The sequence below is a fragment of the Marivita geojedonensis genome (assembly GCF_002115805.1).
Classification (GTDB): domain Bacteria; phylum Pseudomonadota; class Alphaproteobacteria; order Rhodobacterales; family Rhodobacteraceae; genus Marivita; species Marivita geojedonensis.
In genome coordinates, this window is sequence record NZ_JFKC01000011.1 from 22,242 (window position 1) to 45,394 (window position 23,153).

The following is a 23,153-nucleotide window of genomic DNA, read 5'->3' on the forward strand; positions in this document are numbered from 1 at the left end:
GCCCAATATCACGCTTTGAATATTGAAGGCCGCCCGGTTGGGCGGCCTGTTCAGCATCCGCGACGCATCAACAACTAGATCGTGCGTCGCGGGTTCTGATGTTCGGCCATCAAGGACCGTGCTGCGATCACTTGACCAGTGCTTGAATGATCGCGCGCTTTTCGCCGGCGCTGTCGCCCGAATGGACGATTGACAGAAGCAGGTTCACTTCGGCGTCGCTCAGTGTGGAGACGTCGACGTTCGGTGCGTACTGCTGGATGGCAGACATATCGACCATTGCCGAAGCGGAGACTGCGGTCAGAGCGAGAGCTGCAGATGCGATGAGAGTTTTCATTGGTGTGTCCTTTTTTGTGAGGTTGGTGTTTTGGGTTACTTCACGAGGGCCTGAACGAAGGCACGCTTCTCGCTTGCGCTTTCGATCGAATGGATCGCCGAAAGGATCGAGTTGACCTCGGCTTCGCTCAGCGTCGAGACATCGACATTCGGCGCGTACTGTTCGATGGCAGACGTATCGACCATTGCCGAAGCAGAGAATGCGGTCAGGGCGAGAGCTGCAGAGGCGATAAGAGTCTTCATGGTTTTGGTCCTTACTTTCAGTTGGTTACACGCCGTATGGCGCTTTTGGGTTCATTCGGTTTGCCGGGCTGTCTGTCCGACACCGATCAAGCTAGGGGCCGGTTGGGCGGCTTTGAACTCACAGCTCGTGCACACTGGCTCTCGCAAATGTGGACTTGACGGGAGCGGCCGCTGACCAGCGGTTGCGCAGGGATGCACAGGCATGGTGCGGGTCAAGAATGATTGGACAAAACGCGACTTCAGATAGGTGACTTCTGACACCTCGCCGTGACGCGGATCACGTCATCTGCCACGTCAAAAGACATATCAACAAAATGTGTTTTCCGGGATTTCGCGCATTGTTTCAGGCAAAGCACCAGCACGCGACCGGAGAGGTGATATTTCGTGATGCCTGTGTCAGGTATTCCCGCCTGACCTGTCGCAAGATGCGGATGCGTCCCGCAAAAAATGAGGGGCCGAAAGGGCCATTGTCGCGAAAAAAAAGGCCGGGCATTTGCCCGGCCTTTTGACGCTCAGTTGTTTGGGTATCAGCCGATGATTGAGTTCAGCGTTGCGGACGGGCGCATCACCGAAGCCGTTTTGTCGGCATCTGTGTGATAGTACCCGCCAAGGTCCGCCGGGCTTCCTTGTGCAGCGGCAAGCTCGGAAATGATGGCCGATTCATTGTCGGCCAGCGCCTTCGCAATTGGTGCGAAATGCGCGGCCAGATCGGCATCTTCGGACTGAGCGGCAAGCGCCTCGGCCCAGTAGCGGGCAAACCAGTAGTGGCTGTCGCGGTTGTCGGGTTCACCGACCTTGCGCGAGGGCGAGCGGTTGTTGTCGAGAATGCCCTGCGTTGCAGCATCGACCGCCTTGCCCAGCACGCGCGCCTTTTCGTTGCCACGCGCATCGGCGAGGAACTGAAGGCTTTCACCAAGCGCGCAGAACTCTCCAAGGCTGTCCCAGCGCAGGTGGTTTTCCTGCTGGAGTTGCTGGACGTGCTTGGGAGCAGAGCCGCCGGCACCGGTTTCAAACAGGCCGCCGCCGTTCATCAGTTTGACGATGGACAGCATCTTGGCCGACGTCGCCAGCTCGAGGATCGGGAAGAGGTCGGTCAGATAGTCGCGCAGCACGTTGCCGGTGACGGCGATCGAATTCTTGCCGGCACGGATGGTTTCGAGCGAGGCACGAGTGGCTTCGCGCGGGGCCATGATCTTGAACTTGTCTGCGACGCCTTTCGCTTCGAGGATCGGCTTGACGTACTTGATCAACTCGGCGTCATGCGCACGGTCAGCGTTCAGCCAGAAGATCGCTTCGCAGCCTTCTGCGCGCTGGCGGTCGATGGCCAGTTGGACCCAGTCCTGGATCGGGGCCTTGCGGGTCGAGGCAGAGCGCCAGATGTCGCCGGCTTCGACGGTGTGCTCGTGCAGAACCGTGCCGTCCGACAGGATCATTTTCACGGTCCCGTCATGCGGGATCTCGAAGGTGGTCGGGTGCGAACCGTATTCTTCGGCCTTCTGCGCCATCAGGCCGATGTTCTGAACCGTACCTGCGGTTGCCGGGTCGAGTTTGCCGGTTTCCTTGAAGTAGTTGATCGTCTCGTCATAGACGGGCGCATAGGAATTGTCCGGGATCACGCAGTTGGAGTCGTGCTCCTTGCCGTCCGGGCCCCAGCCCTTGCCGCCGGCGCGGATCAGTGCGGGCATGGAGGCGTCGACGATCACATCCGAAGGAACGTGCAGGTTGGTGATGCCACGGTCGCTGTCGACCATGTAGAGCGGCGGGCGCTCTGCCATGACCTTTTCGACTTCGGCCATGATCTCGGGCTTGTCGTCAAGACGCGCGAGCATGTCGCCCAGACCGGAGTTCGGGTTGACACCTGCTGCTGCCAGCTCGTCGCCGTACTTGTCGAAGACCGGTTTGAGGTAGGCCTTGACCGCGTGGCCAAAGATGATCGGGTCGGAAACCTTCATCATTGTCGCCTTGAGGTGCAGCGAGAACAGCGTGCCATCGGCCTTGGTCTTTGCGATCTGATCCTCGAGGAACATACCCAGCGCCTTGGCCGACATGAACGTCGCGTCGACCACCGTGCCGGCGGGGTAGCTGAGGCCATCCTTCAGAACCGTCTCGGACCCATCTTTGCCGACCAGAACGATCTTCGCGCCGGTTTCAGCGGCCAGCGTCGCGGATTTCTCGTTCGACACGAAATCATTGCCGGACATCGAAGAGACGCGCGTCTTGCTGTTGGCTGTCCAGTCACCCATGCGGTGCGGGTTGGCCTGGGCGTAGGCCTTGACGGCCTTAGCCGCGCGGCGGTCGGAGTTGCCTTCGCGCAGAACCGGGTTCACGGCCGAGCCCTTGATCGTGTCGTACTTGGCGCGGATCGCCTTTTCAGTGTCCGTTTCCGGTGCTTCGGGGTAGTCCGGCAAGGCGTAGCCCTGGCCCTGCAGTTCCTTGATCGCGGCAACCAGCTGCGGCACGGAGGCCGAGATGTTCGGCAGCTTGATCACGTTGGCGCCGGGCGTCTTGACCAGTTCGCCGAGCACGGCGAGATCGTCTGTCTGACGCTGGTCTTCGGTCAGGACCTCGGGGAAGGTCGCGATGATGCGGCCCGCCAGCGAAATGTCCCGGGTGCCGACGGTAACGCCAGCGGCATTTGCGAATTTCTTGATGATCGGCAGGAACGAAGCCGACGCCAACTCGGGCGCTTCGTCTACCTTGGTATAGATGATGTCTGGGGTGGTGTTTTCAGCCATGGGTCACGCCTTTCATGATTTGTCCCTGCCATAGGCCAAACCAAGCGAGTCGTAAACAGCATACAGTGGTATACATTGCCGCAATCGGCGGAATGTCCCAACTGTCAGGTCGACATGAACTCAACACCTTCTGGTGTGAACACGGCAGCGGTCAGTTGTCCGGTTGCATAGGCTCCGGTATCGATTGAAATCCTGCCATCTCTCATTTTGGGCCGGTCAACAATTGTGTGCCCATGAACGATCCAGAAGCCGTCTGATCGTGGAATTTTCCGAAAGTCGGCATGGCCCCAAATGAATGTGTCCGGGTCGTGCTGTTCAAGAGGAATGGCTGGGTTCGCGCCTGCGTGGACGACCGCAACGTTGCCGGACCAAGCTATACAATCCAGCCCCGACAACCAGATCAGCATATCTTCGCCCATTGCCTCATAGAGGTCGTCGCGCACCCGGATCAGTGTGTCGCCGCTTGTTGCTTCGGTGATCCCCGCGATGCCAAAACTTGCCAGCGTCTGCAGCCCGCCGTTGCGAAGCCAGCGGCGGCCCTCTGTCTCCGGGGACTTGAGGAAGTTGAGCATCATCTGTTCATGGTTTCCCATGAGCGGGGAGATCAACTCATTGTCCATCGCAAAGCGCAGGACCTGCGCACTCTGATCGCCACGGTCAACGAGGTCGCCAACACAGATGATGGTGGTGTCTTTCGGCAGCGCAGCCACCAAAGTGGTAAAGAGATCGAGGCGACCGTGGATATCCCCAATCACGCAGAACGGAGCATCCGGTTTGACCGGATCGAAATGAACCTCAGGCTCTGGTTGCTTCCGTTTGCCGAACAGCGTGGGGATTTTCATGCGCGTTTCTTCTTTGACCGGGCGTGCTGTGCCATTTTTTTAAGCGGAACTACAGGGGAATATGTGTTTCAGATCATCATTAAAAAGTGCTTGCCGGGTCTGGTGGAGTGGCTCCAGCCAGATGATCATGCTAGGTGGCGAGCACAGATTTGAACCTGGAAGGACGAATTGACCCGATGAAACGTGTTCTGGTCACCGGTACGGCCGGGTTCATCGGCTTTTATCTTGCTCGGCTACTGCTGGACGATGGGTTCGTTGTCCACGGGTACGACGCGATCACCGATTACTATGATGTGACGCTCAAGGAACGCCGCAACCAGATGTTGCTGCAATCTGCGGGCTACAGCTTTACCCATGCGACGCTGGAAGAGGACGGCACGTTTGAACGCGTTGCGGCCGAGTTCGCACCGGACATCATTGTTCATCTCGCCGGGCAGGCGGGGGTGCGCTACTCGCTGGAGAACCCGCGCGCTTATCTGGACAGCAATCTCGTTGGGACGTTCAACGTGATGGAGGCCGCGCGGCAGTTGGAGGTGGAGCATCTGTTGATGGCGTCCACATCGTCGGTCTATGGCGCAAACGAAGAGATGCCGTTCCGCGAGACTGACAAGGCGGATACGCAGCTGACATTCTATGCGGCGACGAAGAAGGCCAATGAAAGCATGGCGCATTCGTATGCGCATCTGTGGAACATCCCCACCACCATGTTTCGCTTCTTCACCGTGTATGGCCCGTGGGGGCGGCCGGACATGGCGCTCTTCAAGTTCACCAAGGGCATCTTCGAAGGCACGCCCATCGACATCTACAACCACGGCGACATGTACCGTGACTTTACCTATGTCGAGGATCTGGTGCGGGGCATCCGGCTTTTGATGGATGCGGTGCCCGGTGGGCCGGAGACAGCCGTCGAGGGCGATACGCTCAGCCCGGCGGCCCCTTACCGGATCGTGAATATCGGCAACTCGGACAAGGTGCGTCTGCTCGATTTTATCGAGGCAATCGAGGCGGAGACCGGGATTGAAGCCAAGCGCAATTACATGGAGATGCAGAAGGGGGATGTGTTCGCCACTTGGGCCGATGCGTCGCTGCTGCGGAACCTGACGGGATATGCGCCCAAGACCGATGTGCGCGAAGGGGTGGCAAAGTTCGTGGCGTGGTATCGGGACTATTACCAAGTCTGACGATTGATCGCGGTTGCAAGGCAATCAGCCGCGATTATCAAGGAAAGCCGAAAAGTCTTGATTGACGAAAGGCATGGTCGCGCAGGCGTTGCGGCGCGATACTTAATGCATCAGCAACAAAGGGTATCGCGCATGACCACGTCATATTTTGCGCCCAAGGGTGGGCATCCGGAGCAGGACCAGCTTTTGACGGATCGCGCGATGTTCACCGAGGCCTATGCGGTGATCCCCAAGGGCACGATGCGCGACATCACCACCAGCTTTCTGCCGTTCTGGGACAACACCCGCCTGTGGGTGATCGCGCGGCCGCTGACCGGCTTTGCCGAGACCTTTTCGCATTACATCATGGAGGTTGGCCCCGGTGGCGGGTCCGACCGTGCCGAGACCGACCCCGAGGCCGAAGGTGTGCTGTTCGTCGTCGAAGGGTCCATGACCCTGAGCGTGGGCGGGCAGACCCACGAGATGAAGGCGGGTGGTTATGCGTTCCTGCCGCCGCAATCCGGCTGGACCCTGCGCAACACAGGGACGGAGCCTGTGCGCTTTCACTGGCTGCGCAAGGCGTATCAGGCGGTGGACGGGCTGGACTATCCTGAGGCGTTCGTCACCAACGAGGCGGATGTGACGCCGAACGCGATGCCGGGCACCGATGGTAAATGGGCGACGACACGGTTTGTCGATCCGACCGACCTGCGGCACGACATGCACGTCAACATTGTGACCTTCGAGCCGGGCGCTGTGATTCCGTTTGCCGAAACCCATGTGATGGAGCACGGGCTCTACGTACTGGAAGGCAAGGCGGTCTACCGGTTGAACCAGGATTGGGTCGAGGTGGAGGCCGGGGATTACATGTGGCTGCGCGCCTTCTGCCCGCAGGCCTGTTACTCTGGTGGGCCGGGGCGCTTCCGTTACCTGCTCTACAAGGATGTGAACCGGCACATGCCGTTGCGGCTGGGTACCGCGCGCTGACCTGCTGCGATTCTGATGAAATCTACCTGAAAAGCGCATCCAAACGGGTGCGCTTTTCATTTTTCAAAAAATCATTTCATAATATGAAAAATATAATCATTTGTTTTTATGTAGTTTTGTAGATTTTCAAAATATGAAAAATAATTTCGAAAAAATTGTGTGGTGCGGATCGGTCGCGTAGTTTGATGGCAATTGGAGGAGAGACACCATGAGTTTCCAGAACCCCGTTTTCATTCCCGGCCCGACCAACATCCCAGAATCGCTGCGCAAGGCGTGCGATATGCCGACGATCGACCACCGGTCGCCACTGTTCGGTCAGATCCTGCACCCGGCCCGCAAGGCGGTTCAGCAAATTCTGAAAAGCACCAGCGCCGAGGTGTTCATCTTCCCGGCATCTGGGACTGGCGGTTGGGAAACCGCGCTGACCAACACGCTCAGCGCCGGCGACACCGTTCTGGTTGCACGCAACGGCATGTTCTCGCACCGCTGGATCGACATGTGTGAACGCTTTGGTCTGGATGTGATCATCGTGGACGTGGCCTGGGGCAATGGCATTCCGGCGGATCGCTACGAAGAGATTCTGACCAAGGACACGGCGCACCGGATCAAGGCGGTTCTGGCCACACACAATGAAACAGCGACAGGTGTGAAATCTGACATCGCCGCCGTGCGCCGTGCGATGGACGCGGCCAAGCACCCGGCCTTGCTCATGGTGGATGGCGTGTCGTCGATCGCGTCGATGGATTTCCGCTTTGACGAGTGGGGTGTCGACGTTGCCGTGACCGGGTCGCAAAAGGGTTTCATGCTGCCCGCCGGGCTGGCAATTGTCGGGTTCAGCCAGAAGGCTATGGAGGCGACCAAGACCGCCGGCCTGTTCCGCACCTTCTTTGACGTGCACGACATGATGAAGGGGTACGCCAACAACGCCTATCCCTACACGCCCGCCGTTGGTCTGATGAACGGCCTGAACGAGGCATGCCGCATGTTGCAGGCCGAAGGTCTGGAGAACGTGTTCGCACGTCATATCCGCATCGCCGAAGGCGTGCGTGCTGCGGTGGACGCGTGGGGTTTGAAGCTTTGTGCGGAAACGCCGGATGTCTATTCCGATACAGTGTCCGCGATCCGGACTCCCGAAGGGTTCAATGCGTCTGACATCGTGTCCCATGCGGCGACAACCTATGGCGTGGCCTTTGGGACAGGTCTCGGTGACGTTGCCGGCAAGGTGTTCCGCATCGGTCACTTGGGCAGCCTCACAGACGTAATGGCGCTGTCGGGCATCGCCACGGCCGAGATGTGCATGGTTGACCTTGGCCTCGACATCAAGCTTGGCTCGGGTGTGGCTGCGGCGCAGGACTACTATCGTCAAGGTTCCAACATCGCGCAGAAGGTGGCGGCAGAATGAAAGACATGAGCATGATCATTCCAACGTATGAGGACATGCTGGCAGCGCATGAGCGGATCAAACCGCACATCCGCCGGACGCCCGTGATGCAGTCGGACTACCTGAACGAACTGACCGGCGCGCAGCTGTTCTTCAAGTGCGAGAACTTCCAGGAGCCGGGCGCGTTCAAGGTGCGCGGCGGATCGAACGCGGTGTTCGGGCTGAGCGATGAAGAAGCGCAGCGCGGGGTCTGCACACATTCCTCGGGCAACCACGCTTTGTGTCTTAGCTATGCGGCTGGTCGCCGGGGTATTCCCTGCAACGTGGTTATGCCGCGCACGGCGCCGCAGGCCAAGAAGGACGCGGTGCGTCGCTATGGCGGCACCATCACCGAATGTGAGCCGTCGACCACATCGCGCGAGGCGGTGTTTGCCGAGGTGCAGGCGCGCACTGGTGGTGAATTCGTGCATCCCTACAACGATCCGCGCGTGATTGCGGGTCAGGGCACCTGTTCCAAGGAATTCATGGAGCAGACCGATGGTCTCGACATGATGGTGGCACCCATTGGGGGCGGGGGAATGATCTCGGGCACCTGTCTGACGCTGTCGACACTGGCGCCCGAGGTCAGCATCATCGCCGCCGAACCGGAGCAGGCCGACGACGCCTATCGCAGCTTCAAGGCAGGCCACATCATTGCCGATGACGCGCCCGAGACGATCGCGGATGGCCTCAAAGTTCCGCTCAAGGACCTGACATGGCATTTTGTGTCGAACCACGTGTCCGACATCATGACCGCGTCGGAACAAGAGATCATCGACGCGATGAAGATCACGTGGAAGTACCTGCGCATCGTGATGGAGCCGTCCTGCGCCGTTCCGCTCGCAGTGATCCTCAAGAACAAAGAGGCGTTCGCGGGCAAACGTGTCGGCGTAGTCGTCACCGGGGGCAATGTGGACCTCGATAAACTGCCGTGGATGGCGCAGTAATCGCGCTTCCATATACGTTTTGTTTCCGATAGGAAACTTCTGAGAATATACGACACATGCCGATTCCGCGCGATGACCGCGCTCGGCTTATAATCGGAGAGACGCAATGAAAGACATGAGCATTCTGGACGACTACGAAGTGGGCTACGACATCCCGGCCAAGCCTGGCATGAGCGAAGCCGAGGTGCAGACACCCTGCCTCGTGCTCGACCTCGACGCGCTGGAGCGCAACGTCAAGAAGATGGGCGACTACGCCAAGGCGCATGGCATGCGTCACCGCGTTCATGGCAAAATGCACAAGTCCGTCGATGTCGCTCTGATGCAGGTCGAGCTGGGCGGCGCGTGTGGCGTCTGCTGTCAGAAAGTCTCCGAGGCGGAAGTGTTCGCCCGTGGCGGCATCAAGGATGTTCTGGTGTCGAACCAAGTGCGTGACCCGGCCAAGATCGACCGCCTGGCACGTATGCCCAAGCTGGGTGCGCGGACGATCTGCTGTGTCGACGATCTAGCCAACGTGGCCGACCTTTCGGCAGCGGCGGTCAAGCATGGTACGCAGATCGAATGTCTGGTCGAGATCGACTGCGGCGCGGGCCGCTGTGGTGTGACCACGACACCGGAAGTTGTCGAGATTGCCAAGGCGATCGACGCGGCAGAGGGGCTCAAGTTTGCCGGCATCCAGGCCTATCAGGGCGCGATGCAGCACATGGACAGCTATGACGATCGCAAAGCGAAGATCGACATCGCCGTGGCACAGGTGAAGGACGCGGTGGACGCTCTGAAAGCCGAAGGTCTTGAGTGCGACATCGTCGGCGGCGGTGGCACCGGGTCGTATTACTTCGAGTCCAATTCGGGTGTGTATAACGAGCTTCAGTGCGGATCTTATGCGTTCATGGACGCGGATTACGGCCGTATCCTCGACAAGGACGGCAAGCGCATCGACCAGGGCGAGTGGGAGAACGCGCTTTTCATCCTGACCTCGGTGATGAGCCACGCGAAGGCCGACAAAGCGATTGTCGATGCGGGCCTCAAGGCGCAGTCGGTTGATAGCGGTCTGCCGGTGATCTTTGGCCGTGATGACGTGCAGTACGTCAAATGCTCGGACGAGCATGGCGTGGTGATGGACCCGAACGGCGCGCTCAAGGTCAATGACAAGCTCAAGCTGGTTCCGGGCCATTGCGATCCGACCTGCAACGTGCACGATTGGTATGTCGGCATCCGCAACGGCGTTGTGGAAACAGTCTGGCCGGTCTCGGCGCGCGGTCGGGCATATTGATGTCGTCGCGCTGACGCGCGCCGACACCTGGGGGCTCTGCCCCCAGACCCCCGAGGTATTTGGAAAACGAAGAAGACTAGGACGGTGCGCAGCGTGGACTGTCGCACCGTTTTTGTGAGGGAGAGACCATGTATATCGTTCCGGAAGCCATGATTGCTGATCTGGTGTCACGCGAAGCCTCGTTCGAGGCGGTGGAGCAGGTGTTTGCCGCGATGGCGGCGAAGGATGCCTATAACTTTCCGGTGGTGCGCGAGGCGATTGGCCATGAGGATGCGCTCTATGGCTTCAAGGGTGGGTTTGACCGGGTGGGCGGTGCGCTGGGCCTGAAGGCCGGAGGGTACTGGCCGCACAACCTCGAGAAGCGCGGGCTGATCAACCACCAGTCGACGGTGTTCCTGTTCGATCCGGATACCGGCAAGGTTCGGGCGATGGTCGGGGGGAACCTGTTGACCGCCTTGCGGACGGCGGCGGCGTCTTCGGTGTCGATCAAACATCTGGCGCGGGCGGATGCCAGGGTCATGGGTATGGTTGGCGCGGGTCATCAGGCGACGTTCCAGCTGCGCGCGGCGCTGGAGCAGCGGCCGTTCGAGAAGGTGATCGGGTGGAACTACCATCCAGAGATGCTGCCCAATATCGAGAAGGTCGCGAACGAGGCCGGTGTGCCGTTTGAGGCGGTGGACCTACCGGGGATGGCCGAGGCGGATGTGATCATTTCGATCACCTCGGCTTTTGCGCCGTCACTGATGGCAGATCATGTCAGCCCGGGAACCCATCTGGCCTGCATGGGCACCGACACCAAGGGCAAGCAGGAGGTCGAGTCGGCGCTTCTGGCGCGGGCCAAGGTATTCACGGATGAGGTGGCGCAGTCGGTCAGCATTGGTGAGGCGCAGCACGCGGTGGCTGCCGGTCTGATCGCGGAAAGCGACGTGACCGAGATCGGCGCGGTGATCAACGGCACCCATCCGGGGCGGACATCGGGCGATGACATCACTCTGTTCGATGGCACGGGAGTCGGGCTTCAGGATCTGGCGGTGGCGTCGAAAGTTGTCGATCTGGCCATCGAGCGTGGTGTGGCGATCGAGGTTGATTTCTGATCGGTTTGAGTTTGGCAACTCAGTCAACGCGGGTCGTTCCCATGGATTGCCCTTGTCGGTCTGCTGTCTATGGTCCGGGATTTGACGAGATGTTGCGCTATGATCTCTAGGCGCACTCAGAGGGGGTAGAGATGGCGAAAGGTTTTGCAGTTGGGGCGGAGGTGCCCGATATCGCGCTTCCGGCAACCGATGGACAGACAATCAATCTGCGCCGTTTGACCGGAGTTTCGGTTGTGTATGCATACCCGCGCACCGGCGTGCCAGGCGCTGTACCGATTCTGGGATGGGGCGACATTCCCGGTGCAACCGGATGTACGCCCCAGTCATGTGGGTTTCGCGACCATCACGCCGAGCTTCTTGCCGCCGGGGCATCGCAGGTGTTTGGGTTGTCGACACAGGACACCGCGTATCAAAAAGAAGCGGTGGACCGTTTGCAGCTTCCGTTTGCAATCCTGTCGGATGAAGAGTTGCGATTTGCCAGCGCTCTGGGGCTGACCACTTTTGAGGCAGGAGGCATGGTGCTGTTGAAGCGGGTTAGTTTCGTGATCGAGGACGGCCGCTTGATCATGGTGATGCCTGACGTACCTGACCCGGCGGAAAACGCAGAAGAGGTTCTCGCCTGGCTTCGTGGCCGCCCTCGGACTCCGTCCGCGTGATCACTTGTCGAGATCGGCGATGAACTGGTCCAGTTCGGCGTCATCAATACTGACGCTGTGTTCACGCGCCGGGTAGACACCCGAGGCGACATCAGCACGAAACTCCTGAAAAGCGGTGACACGTTCCTGTTGCAGTCGCGCGAACTCGGCATTGAAGTCGCGGTACCTTTTGGCGTGGCGGGGTGTGTGGCCCTGCGTTTGGCCCAGGACATCATCGGCAAAGAGATATTGCGCATCGGCATATGGGCCGGCGCCCATTCCAAGCAGGACAAGACTGGTTCGTTTGGCGATTTCTTCGGCGACGCGATCCGGCACGACTTCGAGTTCCGCGCCAAAGCAGCCGATGTATTCCAGCATCTTCACGTGATCAAAGACACTGCGGGCACTTTCGGCGGTTTTGCCGACGGCTTTGAAACCACCTGTCCATGTGGCCTTGGACGGGATGAGGCCCACATGGCTGACCACCGGGATGCCATCGTCGGTCAATGCACGGATTGTTCCCGGCGAAGATGCGCAATAAACGCAATCTCCGCCGATCTGCATCGCACGATGCGCGGCGCGCTGGTAGTCCTCCTGCGTGACGAGTTCGCCGTAAAGGAGGCCGACCTGAACGAAACAGTCACCGGCCGCGTCGCGCATGTCCGGTGACCAGAGCGGGTCGATGATGGACAACATATCGATCCCTGCCTCGGCTGCCGCCTCCGCTTCTTCAGGCGTTTCAACATACAGCATGGTCAGGGTGCGCTTTCCCTTAAGGTCGCGGATGTCGGCGACGGTGGGTCGGGTGTGATAGAGGCCCATTTTCAGACCTCGATCAGCACTCGGCCATCTTCGACCCGGACAGGGTAGGTGCCGAGGTTCACGCAAACAGGAGCACGCTTCGCTTCTCCGGTACGATAGTCGAACTGGCCGTTATGTTTGGGACATTCGATGACGTAATCCATCACCAGACCGTCTTCGAGGTGGACGTTTTCGTGGGTGCACAGACCATCAGTGCAGAAGTATTCGTCATCCGGGCTGCGGTAGATGGCGAACGTGTGACCGTCATGGTCGAAACGGATCAGGTCTTCTTCTTCGATATCGTCGGTTGCGCAGGCGTCTATCCATTGTGCCATTCGCCAAACTCCTTCTGCTGGATTGATCATTCTGCGGGTATGCCAAGCGCGTCGGCGTGCAGGTCTTCTCGGTACGGGCGCGCGGTGGCAGGCAGGTCGCGGCGCAGGAAGTAGTCTTCGTAGCGCAGTTGCCGTTTCAGTGCTGGCCAGACCTCGGCATAGGCTGCGAAGATTGACGGGTTCGGCTCGGGCAGATCATGTTTGATCATCTCGTGAAGTTCGGGCAGCCGATGGTAGGGCACCATCGGGAACATGTGGTGTTCCACGTGGTAGTTCATGTTCCAGTAGATGAAGCGGCTGACCGGGTTCATGTAGACTGTCCGACTGTTGAGCCGGTGGTCGAGAACATTGTCTGCAAGACCCGCGTGCTGCAGAACACCGGTCATGACATGGTGCCATGCGCCATACAGCCGGGGCAGTCCAATGAAAAGCAGCGGGATCCAAGACTGGGCCAGCAGGGCACTGGCGAGTGTGGCGGCGTAGATGACCGTCCAGATGCGCGCGACACGGACCACCTTGGGATGCTCCTGTTCGGGGATAAAGGTCGCCTCTTCCGGATCAAGCCTGCCGCTGGCATTGAGCAGCATCCGTTTCCAACCGTTCAGCGCATCGAGTATCCCAAAGACGTTCAGAAGGATGCGGATGAGCGCGGGTGGGCGCATGGCTACGATTTCCGGGTCACGACCGACGATGATCGTGTCTGTGTGATGCCGTGCGTGGCTCCAGCGCCATGTGACGGGATTTCGAACCATACAGAACGAGGCAATCTGGTAAACGGCATCGTTCATCCATGGTGTCTTGAAGGCTGTGCCGTGGCCACATTCATGCCAACGGCTGTCCATTGCGGACCCATAAAGCACGCCATAGGCCAACCAGAACGGGACTGCGACCCACGATGGCCACAGAGCTATGGCAACTGCTGCGAAGACTGCCATGCAGCCAAAGAGTATGAGAGTGTCCTGGATCGCGGGCGAATCCGTCCGTTTCATGAGCGCTTTCATGTCTTTGCGCGGGATGTCGGTGTGATACCATTCCGCCGTCGCCAGACCGGTCTCAACCGCGCGCCGGGCGTCGGATCCCAGCATCGAATAATCGCGTCGCGCCATCCTGTCCTCCCGTTCTGGCCTGATCCGTTGCTAGCACAGCAGATGGGTGAAAAGGTGCAGCGCACTTGCAGTTTACATCAAAAAACATCAGTCTATGTGGATAAACTGATGTGATTACATCAATATGTCCAAACGACCCACCATATCTGATCTTGCCCGCGAAACCGGGTTGGGTGTGGCGACTGTCGATCGGGCGCTCAACGGACGCAGCAACGTGTCAGCGCGGGCTGTTGCACGGGTGGCCGAAGCTGCGGAACGGCTTGGCTATCATGCCAGCGGGCTGGCAAGGCTGCGTGTCGAGGCCAAGGCGCGACCTGTCAAAAGACTTGGTTTTGTGCTGCAAAAGCCCGGACAGGCATTCTATCGCAACTTTGCCACGGAACTGGAGGTGGCCGTTGCTGCCCGTAGCGATGTGAACGGAAAAACCAAAATCCGGTTTCCCGACTCGCAGGCCATCGAAGCCTACGAGTCCGTTATCGGCGAAGTGGCCGATGAGGTGGATGCGCTGGCGGTTGTCGCGCCAAACCATCCCCGGCTGGTGGAACTGGTTGGGCGGTGCCGGGCGAATGGTCTCCCGGTGTTTACGCTGTTAAACGATTTTGCCCAGGACACGCGGGCTGGATATCTCGGGATGGACAACCTCAAGGTTGGCCGCATCGCGGCTTGGATGCTGACCACGGGCCTGCGCCAGCCTGGAGAGCTTGCCATTTTTGTCGGATCGGGACGCTGGTATGGTCACATGATGCGTGAAACAGGGTTTCAGAGTTACCTGCGCCAGAACGCACCCGCGTTCACGATGCTGGATACAATGGTCAACCTGGACACCCGCCAGGTGACATACGAGGCCACACTGGATCTGCTGAACCGCAGGCCGGATCTTCGTGGGATTTACGTTGCGGGCGGGGGCATGGAAGGCGCTATCGCCGCGCTCAGGGAGGTACGCCCGGCGGGTCGGGTAGGGCTCGTGGTCAATGAACTGACACCGGAAAGCCGAGCCGCGCTGGTGGACCGCTATGCCCTGATGGCAATTGCGACGCCGTTGGCAGAGCTGTGCCGCCGCTGCGTTGCGGCGATGCTGGAGGCGTCTTCAGGTGGCGCGAGCTTTGGACAGGTGTTCCTTCCGCCTGATCTTCACGTGCCCGAGTCGATCTGAAGACGTCCTGGTCAGGCGTCCCGCTCCATGATCCACTCGACCTCAGGTGCAGCGACAAAGCGCCATTTCCGCAACGGGCCGGCCATGACATTGAGGTAATACATCTCGAAACCGTAGGGCGCGCCGCAGGGGTGGTGACCTCGTGGGACAAGGACAACATCGCCGTCGGACACCGCCATTGTTTCGTCGAGTTGGCCATCATCGGTATAGACGCGTTGGATACCAAATCCGGAGGCCGGATTCAGCCGGTGGTAATAGGTCTCTTCGAGATAGGTGATGCGCGGGAAGTCATCCTCATCGTGACGGTGACTGGGATAAGAGGACCAGTGCCCGTTCGGCGTGAACACCTCGGTGACCAACAGACTGTCTGCGTAATCCTCGGTCTCCATCGCGATGTTGTTGATGTAGCGGGTGTTCACACCTTTACCGCGCTCCGTGAGCGTGATGCCATCCGGCCCGATTGTGCGCGCCGCATGCCCACCTTTGCCGGGTGCCGAGCAGACCGCGATAACGCAATCGGTTTCCGCCGTGGCAGTCCAGTCGGAACCGTTCGGAAGGTAAAGGCAATGCGGCGGCGTCTTTTCGAAGACGGACATGCGGTCGCCCAGCACGCCCCAGTCCCGCCCTGCCCCGGTAATTGCCGCCTTGCCCTCGACCATCACAAGGATCACTTCGCGGTCTCCCGTCGCCTCCGACGCGGTGTCGCCTTTTTTTAGGTGGTACAGTGAGAACCCGACATAGCGCCAACCAGCGCTCTCGGGAGTGATCCGATGCACCTCTCCGCGTGTGCCGAAGGGTTTGCGCAGCAGGTTGGGCATGTTTCGGATCCTTTTCTGTTTCGTGTTCGGCCGCTGAGCGCCGTGGAGCAAGCAGGCCCGGAAAATCCACCCGGACCTGCCGTCTATGTGTCAGGCTGCCTGACGATGCGCCATATCGCTCAGAGCGTCCCGGAACTGAGCATTTGTCCAGCCTTCTTCGAGCGCGCGACGCAGCATGTCGGCTTGGCTTTCCGGAGCGTTGCCGCCGATGGGCGGATCTGTGTCCAGATTGGTTGGAAAGCTGTAGCCCTCCGCACAGGCCGCGATAGCAGCGTCACACTCGCTGGCGGACAAACGTCCGCCCTGTTTGAGCGCGACAAGTTCCGGAAAGAGTGCGGCACTCATTGTCCGGCGATCGACGGCTTCCATTGCGCGGCCAAACGCGGATGAGACCTGCAGCAGATTGACCATGCGATTGATGTCGCTGCTCCGGTTTTCGCCCGCCGCATGAAACAGCGCGGGATTGAAGAAGACGGCATCGCCCTTTTCCAGCGCAACCTGCACATGGTTCGCCTCAAAATAATCCGAATGATCCTCCCGATGAAACGCAAGATACCCCGACGGGTAAAGTTGCGAGAAGGGAAGGAGCTTTGTCGGACCGCTTTCCAGCGGCATGTCGCAATGCGCAACCGCGCCCTGCAACGTCAGCGTCGCCGTGACTTCATGGGCATGTGCCGGGTATCGGGCGGACTGATCCGCGCTTTGGAAGCCGAGGTGATAGTCCCGGTGTGCCTTTTGCGCCTTTCCACCCGGCCGCACCTGATTGACCTGCGCGGTCATCTGGTAGTTCGGGCCAAGCCATGCCTCGCAAGCTGCGGCGATGGACAGGTTGCCGAAGTAAAGCGCAAAACCTTCGGGATCGCGCAGACATTGCTTCTGCAACGAATTCCAGACCCGGTCGTTGGCTCCGGACGTAGCGAAATGATCGCCTTTGCCTGCGGTTTGCGATTTCTCATCCGCAATAATCGCGTTGAACACATCCGAGGCACGGTCGATCAATGACGTATCGGCATACGCGCGCTTCAGCGCGATCACACCTGCGGATTGTCGCAGAACCCAGGCCCACTCTGACATGAGTGACTGTTGCTTTTCAGGATCGTCCAGAGCAGATCGCAGCGCGGTCATGTCATAGATCGGTACGTTCTTTTCGATTCCGGCAGCATGAGGCACGTCTGCTGGCTGAAGTTGTTGCGAGGTCAGCACCTTGAATTCATCCAGATCGCAGGACTCCCGATCGAAATAACCGATATATCCGAATGTGCGATGTACCATGTCGTCCTCCTGTTGCATGGTTTCGGTGCTGGCCCCAAGCGGGGACCGGTTGAACCTTACTGCGCGATCTCCAGACCGGAGGCGGCGGCGATTGCGCGAATGTGATCGTAGCCGATTTTTGAGTACTCAAAGGGCGGCGCCTTGGCGGGGTCCTGTTCGGCCTCGACAACGATCCAGCCGTTGTAATCCATCGCCGCCAGTTTTTTCGTGATGGCCATAAAGTCGATGCAGCCTTCCGGATCACCCGGCACGGAATAGACGCCGGCGGCCACACCATCGAGGAAGCTGCGGTCCTCGGATCGCACCCAGTCCAGCACCGACTGCCTCACGTCTTTGCAGTGAACGTGGTGAACGCGGTGACCCCATTTTTCGAGAACCGCCAAAGGGTCCGCCCCGGCGAAATGCAGATGACCTGTATCGTAAAGCAGGGTCAGTGCAGGATCGCTGCCCTCCATCAGCCAGTCGATGTCCTCGGCATCCTGCACCATTGCACCCATGTGATGGTGGTAGGACAGAACGCAGCCCTGGTCGGCGGACCATTTGGCAAGTTCCGACAGTTTCGCGCCATACGCCATAACTTCATCACGGGTCAGTTTGGGGCGCTGGCTGACCGGGCGGGCGATGTCGCCCTGAATGGTGTTGGAACATTCCGCATAGACGATGCAGGGCGCATTGAGGGCAGCGAATTGTTCGACCTGCTGCCGGATTGCGGCTTTTTCGGTCGCAAGGTCATTCACCATCAGATTGCCCGAACACCAACCGCCGCAGAGTGACACGCCATAGCGATCCAGATAGGCGCGCAACCCTTCGGTGTCGGCTGGCATCCGGCGACCGCGCTCGACACCCTGATAGCCAATCCGTGCGGCGTCTTGCATCGCACCTTCGGTTGTGTAGGCCGCTGTCAAATCGGGCAGGTCGTCATTCTGCCAGGCAATCAGCGAGATGCCGATTTTGATCGCCATCAGTCTGCCCTTTGTTTGAATTTGTTGGCTTCATACCGTTCCCGCGCGGCGTTCACTTCAGGACGGACCGAGACTTCGGGAACGCCAACCTCCCACCAGGTTCCCCCATGCTCGGTGGATGGATAGGGATCAGTGTCGATGACGATCACGTAGGGAACCGCCATGTCGTGACGCTTGGCCAGTGCATCTTCGAGCTCCGAAATGGAGCTTACTTTGACACTGATCGCGCCCATGGATCCTGCGTGCTGGGCAAAATCGATGGCACTAGGGTTCGCGTGAACCGCGTGGTCGAGCAGGTTGTTGAACTCGGCCCCGCCTGTGCCCATCTGCAGCCGGTTGATGCAGCCAAAGCCCCGGTTGTCGGTCACGACCACTGTGAAGGGGATACCCATCATGACAGCCGTGGCCATTTCCGAGTTGGCCATCATGTAAGTGCCATCCCCGGTAAAGCAGACAACGTCGGCCTGCGGCTGGGCCATCTTGATTCCCATTGCCCCCGCGATTTCGTAGCCCATGCAGGAAAAACCGTATTCCATATGATAGCTGCCCGGCTTTCCCGCCTTCCACAGCTTGTGCAATTCACCGGGCATGGTGCCTGCAGCGCACATCACGACCGTCTCATCCGTCGCAGCACGCTGAACCGCGCCGATGACCTGCATATCTGTTGGTAGCTCATTGCCCTCGGGTGCATCGGTCAGCGGATCGACCTTGGAAAACCAGCCGGATTTCAGGTCGGGGGCAGGCGCGTCGGCGGCGTAGCTCACCAGTTCGAGCGCAAGCTCGGTCAGGCCGGTTTTTGCGTCCGACATCACCGGCATCGCGCCGTGCTTAGCAGCGTCATAAGCGTTGACGTTCAGGCTTATGATACGGCGTTCGGGATTGGCAAAAAGTCCCCAGGACCCGGTTGTAAAATCCTGAAAACGGGTGCCGATGCCTATGACCACATCTGCCTCTGCGCAAACAGTGTTGGCCGGCTCGCCCCCAGTGACTCCGATGGGCCCGAGGTTCAGGGCGTGGTCCCAGGGCAGAGCGGATTTCCCCGCCTGGGTTTCGGCGACAGGGATGTTGTGCGTTTCGGCAAAGGCTTTCAGGTCTTCCATCGCGCCGGAATAATGCACCCCGCCACCTGCGACGATCACCGGGCGTTTGGCAGACCGGATCACCTCGACTGCGCGGTGCAGTTCGTGATGATCGGGACGGATGCGGCGCTGGTGCCAGACCTGCGGCTCGAAAAAGCTGACCGGGTAGTCAAATGCTTCGGCCTGGACGTCCTGGCAGAACGAAAGGGTCACCGGACCACAATCTGCGGGATCGGTCATCGTGCGGAACGCACGCGGCAGGGCCGTCAGCAGATGCTCGGGTCTGGTGATCCGATCGAAATAGCGGCTTACGGTCTTGAACGTATCATTGACCGAAGCGCTGCCGTCGGAGAAATCCTCGATCTGCTGCAACACTGGGTCCGGGCCACGGTTGGCAAAGACGTCGCCGGGAAGAAACAGGACAGGAAGACGGTTGACGTGTGCCAGCGCTGCCGCAGTGACCATGTTGGTTGCGCCCGGTCCGATGGATGACGTGACAGCCATCGCCCGACGACGGCGCAACTGCTTGGCATAGGCAATCGCCGTATGTGCCATCGTCTGTTCGTTGTGGCCTCGGTATGTTGGCAGCGAGTCGCGCACGCCATAGAGCGCCTCGCCCAGACCGGCGACATTGCCATGTCCAAAGATGGCCCAGACCCCGGCGATGAACGGATCGCCATCCTCGTTCATCTGTGCCGTGAGATAGCGCACCAATGCCTGTGCAGCGGTCAACCGTATTGTCTTGGCCATGGTTCAGTCCTTCATTGTCTTCGGTGTCGCGCCATGGTGCCATCCTGGCACGACGGTAACATTCCTGGTCCTGGTCCTGGACCTCTGGCCTGGACACAGTGTTGGATCATGCATCGTCGAGAATTTCCGACACATGCACGACGCGCTTTTCCTTGACCGAGCGCAGCGCCGCCTCAGCCAGTGCCAGCGCCATCATCCCATCATGACCGGTCGTCGGGGTTTTGCCGTCTCCGGCCAAAGCGGCGACGAATGCGGCGATTTCATTCGCATAGGCAGCCACGTAGCGGGTCATAAAGAAATCAAGCAGCGGCGGGCGGTGGAAACCATCTGCATTTGCCAGTTCGATATTGGCTTCGCGCATGTTTTCGGCCGAGACCGACCCGTGCGATCCAAGCACCTCGATCCGCTGGTCATAGCCGTAAGTCGCGCGGCGGGAGTTGGTGATTGTGCATTGCCGGCCACCTGCCGTCGTCAAGATCACGTTCACACTGTCGTAGTCGCCCAGATCTGCGATCTTGGGATCGGTAAGAACCGATGCAGCTGCCTGAACGGTGTCCACCTCTTCGCCCAAAAGCCAGCGCGCGACGTCGAAATCGTGGATTGTCATGTCGCGGAAGATGCCACCAGACACCTTTATGTATTCAGCGGGCGGTGCGCCCGGATCGCGGCTGGAGATTGTGACCATCTCGACATCCCCGATCCGGCCCTCATCGATGGCCTTTTTGAGCGCCCTGAAATCCGGGTCAAAGCGTCGATTGAAGCCGACCATCAACGTCGCACCTTCCTGCTCGACTGTTTTCAGGCAGTCTTTGACCCGTCCCAGATCAAGATCCACCGGCTTTTCACAGAAGATCGCTTTTCCAGCACGCGCGAACTGTTCGATCAGATCGGCATGTGTGTTGGTCGGTGTGCAGATCGCAACCGCATCGACATCGTCGCTTGCCGCGATTTCGTCGATGGTGCGGATATCGCATCCATAACCCGACGCCACACGCTCGGCTGCTTCAGCCACCGGATCGGCAATAGCGACCAGTGAAGCACCTTCGGTCGAAGCGACAGCGCGGGCGTGGACCTGGCCGATGCGGCCTGCTCCGAGAATGGCGAAACGAACGGTCATGTGATCCTCATGATCTTGGCGTCCTTGGACGGATTGGGCGCTGTTGCGCAATGCAGTCTGGGCGACCGACGCTGGGAGGCCGCGCCGGTCGCTATTTGGCTTTGCCCCTGTCCTGTTGGACCGGGCATCTGCCGGTGTCAGGCGGCGTCTTCGTAACCTGCCTGGGTCTTTGCGCCTGTAATGTAGGCCACGACATCTTCGCCCGAGATATCCTCGTTCTTGATGTCAAGGTTTGCGCAGATACGCCCACGCCGGAATACCACGACACGATCAACCAGATCGAACACCTGACGCATGTTGTGACTCACAAGGATCAGCGGTTCCCCTGCTTCCTTGAGAGTACGAATGATGTTTTCCACCTGCGCGGTTTCCTGCACACCAAGCGCCGCCGTGGGTTCGTCCATGATGGTCAGCTTGGAGTGGAACGTTGCCGTGCGCGCGATGGCAACGCACTGACGTTGACCACCGGACATGTTGCGGATGGAGTTTCGGATGTTCGGGATTTTCACGGCAGTCTTTTCCAAACCGGCAAGTGTCGCTTCGCGCATCGAACGGTAATCAAGGAGCCGGAACGGACCCAGGAAATTCCACTTCGTGATCTCGCGCCCCAGAAACAGGTTGTCGGGTACATCAAGGTCGTCGGCCAGCGCCAGCGTCTGGAATACGGTCTCGATCCCTGCCTCACGGGCGTCGATCGGACCGGAAAAATTCACCGGTTTACCGTCGAAAATGATGTCACCGCGGGTTCGCTGCTCCACTCCTGTAATCTGGCGGACAAAGGTGGATTTCCCTGCACCGTTGTCTCCCATGATTGCAACGTGTTCGCCTTTGCGAAGAACGAAGTTGGCATCCTGCAGCGCATGTACGCCGCCATAGTGTTTGGTCAGGTTTCGGGTCTCAAGGATGATGTCTGACATGGTGATCCCTCCTCAGGACCGCATCGCGGCGCGTTGCTGACGCCATTGATCCAGAACGACGGCGCTGATGATGATCGCGCCCATGGCCATCAACTGATAGAACGCGTCGAGTTTGATGAAGGTGAAGCCGGACTGGATGACGCCAAAAACCATCGCCCCCAGAACAGTGCCGACGATAGAGCCGCGCCCTCCGGTAAGGCTCACGCCGCCGATTACGGCCATGGCAATGGCGTAGAGTTCGTAGAACTGTCCCATGCCGGCCTGCGCGGTGAGGTTCTTGGAGCTCAGCACGATCGCAGCAAAGGCGGCCAGCATGCCCGCGATCATGTAAACGAGGATCTTGTGACGTTTCACGTTGATGCCCGACATGCGTGCCGCGTCTTCGTTCGAGCCGATGGCGTATGTGTGCTTGCCGTAAACGGTGAATTTCATGATCACGAAGAACACGGCGGCCAGCAGGACGAACCAGACAACAGGCATCATACCAGCGCCAAGGGCTGCGTACTGTTCGGTCGGAAACGAGACGGGTTGCCCCTTGGTCCACCACTGAGCAATGCCGCGGCAGATCAGGAACATGCCAAGAGTCGCGATGAACGGCGGGATTCGGGTAAGGGCAATGAATGTGCCATTGATCGCGCCGATCAAGGCACCGAAGGCCAACCCCACGAGTATGGGAATGATCACGGGAAGGTCAAACGACCAAGGCCCAAACACGGCCTTTGGGTTCGGGTTGCCGTTGACCAGCTCTGTTTGTGCAAAAGACATCACGATCATAGCCGCCGCGCCGACGAGTGGCCCTGAGGAAAGGTCGATCCCTCCGGAAATGATGACCTGGGTTACTCCAAGCGCGATGATCCCGATGATCGACACCTGCAGGATCACGATCTTGATCCGCGCGATGTTGAGGATCGTGCCGTCCCGGTTGGTGTTGAAATCGAACAGCATGCTCTGGCCGTTCATGTAGGGCAGGATCTGTCCGAGAGCCTCGAAGATCAGAATGATCAAAACCAGCGCGATAAAGACATTGGCCTCGTTCGGCCAGGCGCGCTTGGACTTGTCGTAGGTCAGTCCGCCGATACCGTGTGATGTTTGATCTGCCATTTTCCCCTCCGCACGCCCGTTCTGCGCGCTGCTCGCGTTGCAGTCGGGACGGCGCGAAGTTGGTGCGCCGCCCCGA

At 59.4% G+C, this 23,153-nt stretch carries 22 protein-coding genes; 8 read left to right on the top strand and 14 right to left on the bottom strand.

Annotated features, from left to right (window positions below; all coding sequences use genetic code 11):
- Positions 1-127: 127 nt before the first annotated feature.
- The 4 genes from MGEO_RS12135 to MGEO_RS12150 form a co-directional block, all read right to left on the bottom strand.
- On the bottom strand, positions 128-334 hold the full coding sequence (locus tag MGEO_RS12135; RefSeq protein WP_085637893.1) for a hypothetical protein: 207 nt from the start codon (positions 332-334) through the stop codon (positions 128-130).
- Between the two features lie 35 nt (positions 335-369).
- Positions 370-576: a hypothetical protein gene (locus MGEO_RS12140; protein WP_085637896.1), complete on the bottom strand. Its 207-nt coding sequence runs from the start codon at positions 574-576 to the stop codon at positions 370-372.
- 527 nt (positions 577-1,103) lie between these two features.
- The gene (locus MGEO_RS12145) at positions 1,104-3,311 is read right to left on the bottom strand and encodes an NADP-dependent isocitrate dehydrogenase (RefSeq protein WP_085637899.1); all 2,208 of its coding nucleotides are present in this window, start codon (positions 3,309-3,311) and stop codon (positions 1,104-1,106) included.
- A gap of 104 nt (positions 3,312-3,415) precedes the next feature.
- Positions 3,416-4,153 (bottom strand): metallophosphoesterase, encoded by a 738-nt coding sequence (locus MGEO_RS12150; protein ID WP_085637902.1) that lies wholly within the window; start codon positions 4,151-4,153, stop codon positions 3,416-3,418.
- A gap of 176 nt (positions 4,154-4,329) precedes the next feature.
- Between MGEO_RS12150 and MGEO_RS12155 the strand changes: the two genes are divergently transcribed.
- The 7 genes from MGEO_RS12155 to MGEO_RS12185 all read left to right on the top strand — a co-directional run bounded on the left by MGEO_RS12155 (position 4,330) and on the right by MGEO_RS12185 (position 11,687).
- Positions 4,330-5,334 carry an NAD-dependent epimerase/dehydratase family protein gene (locus tag MGEO_RS12155; RefSeq protein WP_085637905.1) on the top strand — a complete coding sequence of 335 codons (1,005 nt, stop codon included), beginning with the start codon at positions 4,330-4,332 and terminating at the stop codon, positions 5,332-5,334.
- A gap of 132 nt (positions 5,335-5,466) precedes the next feature.
- Complete coding sequence (locus MGEO_RS12160; RefSeq protein ID WP_085637907.1) at positions 5,467-6,300, top strand: bifunctional allantoicase/(S)-ureidoglycine aminohydrolase; 834 nt, start codon at positions 5,467-5,469, stop codon at positions 6,298-6,300.
- A 208-nt stretch (positions 6,301-6,508) separates the two neighbouring features.
- Entirely contained in the window at positions 6,509-7,702 is a 1,194-nt protein-coding gene (bhcA, locus tag MGEO_RS12165) for an L-aspartate--glyoxylate aminotransferase BhcA (RefSeq protein ID WP_085637910.1), read from the top strand.
- On the top strand, positions 7,699-8,667 hold the full coding sequence (gene bhcB, locus MGEO_RS12170) for a beta-hydroxyaspartate dehydratase BhcB (RefSeq protein WP_085637913.1): 969 nt from the start codon (positions 7,699-7,701) through the stop codon (positions 8,665-8,667). The genes bhcA and bhcB overlap by 4 nt, the downstream gene beginning before the upstream one ends.
- A 106-nt stretch (positions 8,668-8,773) precedes the next feature.
- Positions 8,774-9,937 carry a 3-hydroxy-D-aspartate aldolase BhcC gene (bhcC, locus tag MGEO_RS12175; protein ID WP_085637916.1) on the top strand — a complete coding sequence of 388 codons (1,164 nt, stop codon included), beginning with the start codon at positions 8,774-8,776 and terminating at the stop codon, positions 9,935-9,937.
- Between the two features lie 128 nt (positions 9,938-10,065).
- The gene (bhcD, locus tag MGEO_RS12180) at positions 10,066-11,031 is read left to right on the top strand and encodes an iminosuccinate reductase BhcD (RefSeq protein WP_085637919.1); all 966 of its coding nucleotides are present in this window, start codon (positions 10,066-10,068) and stop codon (positions 11,029-11,031) included.
- Between the two features lie 131 nt (positions 11,032-11,162).
- Positions 11,163-11,687: a peroxiredoxin gene (locus tag MGEO_RS12185; protein WP_085637922.1), complete on the top strand. Its 525-nt coding sequence runs from the start codon at positions 11,163-11,165 to the stop codon at positions 11,685-11,687.
- On the opposite strand, the gene MGEO_RS12190 is transcribed toward MGEO_RS12185, so the two are convergent.
- Genes MGEO_RS12190 through MGEO_RS12200 form a run of 3 tightly spaced genes read right to left on the bottom strand, consistent with a single transcriptional unit; the run spans position 11,688 to position 13,908 of the window.
- Positions 11,688-12,488 carry a 3-methyl-2-oxobutanoate hydroxymethyltransferase gene (locus tag MGEO_RS12190; RefSeq protein ID WP_085637925.1) on the bottom strand — a complete coding sequence of 267 codons (801 nt, stop codon included), beginning with the start codon at positions 12,486-12,488 and terminating at the stop codon, positions 11,688-11,690.
- Positions 12,489-12,490: 2 nt separating this feature from the next.
- The gene (locus MGEO_RS12195; protein ID WP_085637927.1) at positions 12,491-12,802 is read right to left on the bottom strand and encodes a MocE family 2Fe-2S type ferredoxin; all 312 of its coding nucleotides are present in this window, start codon (positions 12,800-12,802) and stop codon (positions 12,491-12,493) included.
- Positions 12,803-12,828: 26 nt separating this feature from the next.
- Positions 12,829-13,908, bottom strand: coding sequence for a fatty acid desaturase family protein (locus MGEO_RS12200; RefSeq protein ID WP_085637930.1), 1,080 nt, complete (start codon positions 13,906-13,908; stop codon positions 12,829-12,831).
- A gap of 124 nt (positions 13,909-14,032) precedes the next feature.
- Between MGEO_RS12200 and MGEO_RS12205 the strand changes: the two genes are divergently transcribed.
- Complete coding sequence (locus tag MGEO_RS12205; RefSeq protein ID WP_085637933.1) at positions 14,033-15,061, top strand: LacI family DNA-binding transcriptional regulator; 1,029 nt, start codon at positions 14,033-14,035, stop codon at positions 15,059-15,061.
- Between the two features lie 11 nt (positions 15,062-15,072).
- Here MGEO_RS12205 and iolB read toward each other — a convergent pair whose 3' ends face one another.
- The 7 genes from iolB to MGEO_RS12240 form a co-directional block, all read right to left on the bottom strand.
- Positions 15,073-15,879 carry a 5-deoxy-glucuronate isomerase gene (gene iolB / locus MGEO_RS12210; protein ID WP_085637936.1) on the bottom strand — a complete coding sequence of 269 codons (807 nt, stop codon included), beginning with the start codon at positions 15,877-15,879 and terminating at the stop codon, positions 15,073-15,075.
- A gap of 90 nt (positions 15,880-15,969) precedes the next feature.
- Complete coding sequence (locus tag MGEO_RS12215; protein WP_085637939.1) at positions 15,970-17,151, bottom strand: phytanoyl-CoA dioxygenase family protein; 1,182 nt, start codon at positions 17,149-17,151, stop codon at positions 15,970-15,972.
- Positions 17,152-17,207: 56 nt separating this feature from the next.
- Positions 17,208-18,113, bottom strand: coding sequence for a myo-inosose-2 dehydratase (gene iolE / locus MGEO_RS12220; RefSeq protein ID WP_085637942.1), 906 nt, complete (start codon positions 18,111-18,113; stop codon positions 17,208-17,210).
- Positions 18,113-19,942 (bottom strand): 3D-(3,5/4)-trihydroxycyclohexane-1,2-dione acylhydrolase (decyclizing), encoded by a 1,830-nt coding sequence (gene iolD / locus MGEO_RS12225; protein WP_085637945.1) that lies wholly within the window; start codon positions 19,940-19,942, stop codon positions 18,113-18,115. The genes iolE and iolD overlap by 1 nt, the downstream gene beginning before the upstream one ends.
- A 106-nt stretch (positions 19,943-20,048) precedes the next feature.
- Positions 20,049-21,059, bottom strand: a complete 1,011-nt coding sequence (iolG, locus tag MGEO_RS12230; protein ID WP_085637948.1) for an inositol 2-dehydrogenase — start codon at positions 21,057-21,059, stop codon at positions 20,049-20,051.
- A gap of 137 nt (positions 21,060-21,196) precedes the next feature.
- Positions 21,197-21,976: an ATP-binding cassette domain-containing protein gene (locus tag MGEO_RS12235; RefSeq protein WP_085637951.1), complete on the bottom strand. Its 780-nt coding sequence runs from the start codon at positions 21,974-21,976 to the stop codon at positions 21,197-21,199.
- A gap of 12 nt (positions 21,977-21,988) precedes the next feature.
- The gene (locus tag MGEO_RS12240; protein WP_085637954.1) at positions 21,989-23,077 is read right to left on the bottom strand and encodes an ABC transporter permease; all 1,089 of its coding nucleotides are present in this window, start codon (positions 23,075-23,077) and stop codon (positions 21,989-21,991) included.
- Positions 23,078-23,153: the final 76 nt, after the last annotated feature.